4 protein-coding genes are annotated in these 3,749 nt (G+C 73.4%); 3 read left to right on the forward strand and 1 reads right to left on the reverse strand.

What is annotated here, in order from left to right; translation table 11 throughout:
* The 3 genes from SACHA_RS19840 to SACHA_RS0101915 form a co-directional block, all read left to right on the forward strand.
* On the forward strand, positions 1-787 hold a 787-nt coding region (locus tag SACHA_RS19840; RefSeq protein ID WP_039737643.1), incomplete at its 5' end, for a RecB family exonuclease.
* Positions 788-798: 11 nt separating this feature from the next.
* Complete coding sequence (locus SACHA_RS0101910) at positions 799-1,881, forward strand: potassium channel family protein (RefSeq protein WP_019806770.1); 1,083 nt, start codon at positions 799-801, stop codon at positions 1,879-1,881.
* 296 nt (positions 1,882-2,177) lie between these two features.
* Complete coding sequence (locus tag SACHA_RS0101915) at positions 2,178-2,618, forward strand: hypothetical protein (protein ID WP_019806771.1); 441 nt, start codon at positions 2,178-2,180, stop codon at positions 2,616-2,618.
* Positions 2,619-2,735: 117 nt separating this feature from the next.
* On the opposite strand, the gene SACHA_RS0101920 is transcribed toward SACHA_RS0101915, so the two are convergent.
* Positions 2,736-3,749: neutral zinc metallopeptidase (locus SACHA_RS0101920; protein ID WP_019806772.1), on the reverse strand; the 1,014-nt coding region annotated here is incomplete at its 5' end.

The following is a 3,749-nucleotide window of genomic DNA, read 5'->3' on the forward strand; positions in this document are numbered from 1 at the left end:
GGACGCCGGTGGGGCGGTCCCGGGCGCCACCGATCCGGGCGACACCGACCCGGACGGTGCGGACGACCCGGACGGGTGGATCGCCGACACCGACGTGCTGCTGGCCGAGCGTGCCCGGGCACGGGACGGCGGCGCGGACATCGCCCTGCCCGGCAAACTGTCGGTGAGCCAGCTCGTCGAACTGGCCGACGACCCCGGAGCCCTGGCGCGCAGACTGCGCCGACCCCTGCCCTTCCCACCGAACGCCCCGGTGCGGCGCGGCACCGCCTTCCACGGCTGGCTGGAGCGCCGCTTCGCCGGGGACCGCCTGCTCGACCTCGACGATCTTCCCGGCTCGGCCGATGTGGACGGGCCGGACGCCGACGCCGACGACGGGGACCTGGCCGCGCTGCGGGAGGCGTTCGAGGCGAGTCCGTGGGCCGGGCGGACGCCGCACGAGATCGAGGTCCCGTTCTCCACCGACGTCGACGGGATCACCGTGCGCGGACGGATGGACGCCGTGTTCGCCGACGCCGACGGCGGGTGGACCGTGGTGGACTGGAAGACCGGCGCGGTCCCCGACGCCGACCGGATGCGTGCGCTGTCGGTGCAGCTCGCGGCCTACCGGCTGGCGTGGGCGGGGCTGTCCGGGGCGCCGCTGGAGAAGGTGCGCGCGGCGTTCCACTACGTGCGCCCGGGACGGACCGTCCACCCGGTCGACCTGCTCGACGCCGAGGGTCTGCGGGGGTTGCTGCGGGGTGTCCCCACGGGCGAGGCGCCGTCCGGCGGAGAATCGTCCGGGGAATAGGCTGGAGACCCGTGGCCCGACCCTGGAAACGCAACGGTGACGAGCGGCTGCCCGAGCAGCCGGGGCACGCGCTCGTCGGCGTCATCAACATGCCCGCTCACACGATCGGGCCCGCGCGGGCGATCGCGCGGCGCGTGTTGTTCGCGCTGCTGGCGCTCGTGGTCGTCGTGGTGGTCGTGTACCTGGACCGGGACGGGTACTCGGACTCGAACGGGGACGGGGTGTCGCTGCTCGACGCCTTCTACTACGCGACCGTGTCCCTGTCGACGACCGGCTACGGGGACATCTCGCCATCGAGCGACTCGGCGAGGCTGGTGAACGTCATCCTCGTGACCCCGCTCCGGGTGCTGTTCCTGATCGTGCTGATCGGGACCACTCTTGAGGTACTGACCGAGAAGTCCCGGCAGGCGTTCCGGGTGCAGAAGTGGAGGCGGCAGGTGCGCGACCACGTCGTGGTCATCGGGTTCGGCACGAAGGGCCGGTCGGCGGTCAACGCGTTGTTGGCGGAGGAGGACCTCGAACCGAGCCAGGTCGTGGTCGTCGACACCGACCGGGTCTCCCTGGACTCGGCGAGTGCGCGCGGCCTGATCACGGTGCACGGCTCGGCCACCCGGTCGGACGTGTTGCGCGTGGCCGGGATCCAGCGGGCCCGTGCCGTGGTGGTCGCGCCGAACCGGGACGACACGGCCGTGCTGGTCACCCTGACCGCGCGGGAGCTGGCGCCGAAGGCGCGCATCCTGGCCTCGGTCCGCGAGGCGGAGAACGTGCACCTGCTCAAGCAGTCCGGCGCCGACCAGGTCGTGGTGTCCAGTGAGACGGCGGGCCGGCTGCTGGGCATCGCCACCCGCACCCCGCGGGTGGTCGACATGGTCGAGGACCTGCTCACCCCGGAGACCGGCCTGGCCATCGCCGAGCGCCCGGTCGAGCCGTCCGAGGAGGGTGGCTCCCCGCGGCACCTGCCCGACATTGTGCTCGGGCTGGTCCGCGGCGGCGTGCTCTACCGGGTCGACGCCCCCGAGGCCGACTCCCTCGAACGCGGCGACCGCCTCCTCTACGTCCGCAAGGTCGCCGTCGGCGAGGAAACCGTCCCGTAAACCCCACCGTCGTGCCCCGAGACCCGCGAGTCGCCACCCCGGGTCCGCGAGTCGCCACCCCGGGTCCGCGAGTCGCCACCCCGGGCCGGTGACCTCACGCCCCGGATCCGCGAGCCGCCCGCCGGTTCCCCAGCCGCCGGACGCGAACCGTCATCCGCCGGTCCGATCCCGTGCCGGGGGCCGGGGCCGGACCGCGGACAGCTGAGGTTGTGCGGGCCCCCGATCGCTGGGCAGTGCTCCGGTGTTCTGGAACCATGGGCCGGGTGCGGGCGCCTGTGAACCACCGACGACGGCCGATGCCGCCGCTGACCGGGAAGGTCCTCGGTGTCGCCGCGGTGACGGGACTGCTGATCCTGCTGGGGGCCTGGTGGACGGGCGCGTCGCTGTTCGGCGCCCCGCCCGCCGACCGGCACCGGATCGTCGAGGCCACGGTCACCGCACCCGCGGAGTGCAGTGATCCGGACGCGGTCGAGACGGTCCGCTTCGAAGGCCGGGCCGGGCAGCGCGACGGACGCCTGAGCGGCTGTGGTCACGACGAGGGCGAGCGGGTCCTGGTGGCCGTGCCACCGGAGTCGCCCGCCGGGGCACGCCCGGTGGACGTCCGACTGGCCGCCACCGCCCCCGGCACCAGCGATCTGCGCCGTCCCGTGGGCATGGCGCTGCTCATCCTGAGCTGCGCAGGCGGCGGCACCTACGCCTACCTCGTGGCCCGCGGCCCGAAGCCCGCCCTCGCCTGACTCCGCCGGGTGTGCCGTGAAGGACTCCTTCACCGCATCTGACGCAGCGAAGGAGTCCTTCACGGCATCCCACGCAGGTAAGGGGGCCTTCACGGCACGACACCGGGCGCCGCCGGGTCAGGAGACGTCCGCGCTGGGGGCGGCGAAGGTGTTGCAGTCGACGATGCGGTTGTCGTAGGCGCCCGCGCGCCACCACTCGGCGTAGTTGGCGTTGCTGCCGTGGTCGCTGGTCCCGGAGGTGTCGTCGCCGCGGGTCTCCTGGTCGTACCAGGCGCGTTCGTACATCGCGCGGGTGATCGTGCCGCCCTGGTCGACGTGCGCACCGAGGAACATCCCGGAGAAGCACTGCGCCTGCAGCTCCTTGCGCCGTGACATCTCCTGTCCGGCGGGGCTGTCCCTGCCCACCGCGTAGATCCGCTCCCAGGCGGCGTCCATGATCCCGGCGAGTTCCTGCACGTGGTGGCCGTACTCGTGGGCGAACAACGCCAGGTACACCCCGGGCGCGTCGCCGTACTGCTCGGTCTGCAGGCCGTCGAAGGGCAGGTAGAGCTCGTTCTCGCAGTAATACGCGGCCGTGGTCAGGCCGACGCTGATTCGTCCGCACTCGGTCTCGAAGCTCCCGCTCGACGGGAAGTGCAGCCTCGGCGGCCGGAACGGCAGGTCGTAGGACCGCAGGAACGGTTCCCACGCCGCGTCGAGACAGTGCCGGGCCGCGGTGAAGAACGTCCTGGCCCCGTCCGGGGAGCTCCGCCACGCGGGCAGATCGCACACGCGGTTGCGCAGTCCCGCGTCGGGGTTCTGCAGGATCGGGTGGTCGGCCAGCTTGTAGATCTTCCGCGGCCCCTCCTGCCGGGCCGGAGGCGCGACCCCGCCGGAGGGGGAGGGCGTGGCGGACGGGGTCCGGGACGACGTCTCCGACGGGGTCGGGTCGGTCGACACCGGGGACGACGGCACGGTGGTAGGTGTGGGGAAGGTCACACCCCCGTCGTTCCGGCCGGGATCGGCGACCCGGTCCCGGCCGTCGCCGCCGGTCAGCGTGACCACCGCGACCAGCCCGAGCACCAGGATCAGCACCCCGGCCACCGAGGCCACGACGAGCGGGACGTGGGACCGCCGCGGCGGTGGCGGCGG

Source organism: Saccharomonospora halophila 8, assembly GCF_000383775.1.
Classification (GTDB): Bacteria; Actinomycetota; Actinomycetes; order Mycobacteriales; family Pseudonocardiaceae; genus Saccharomonospora; species Saccharomonospora halophila.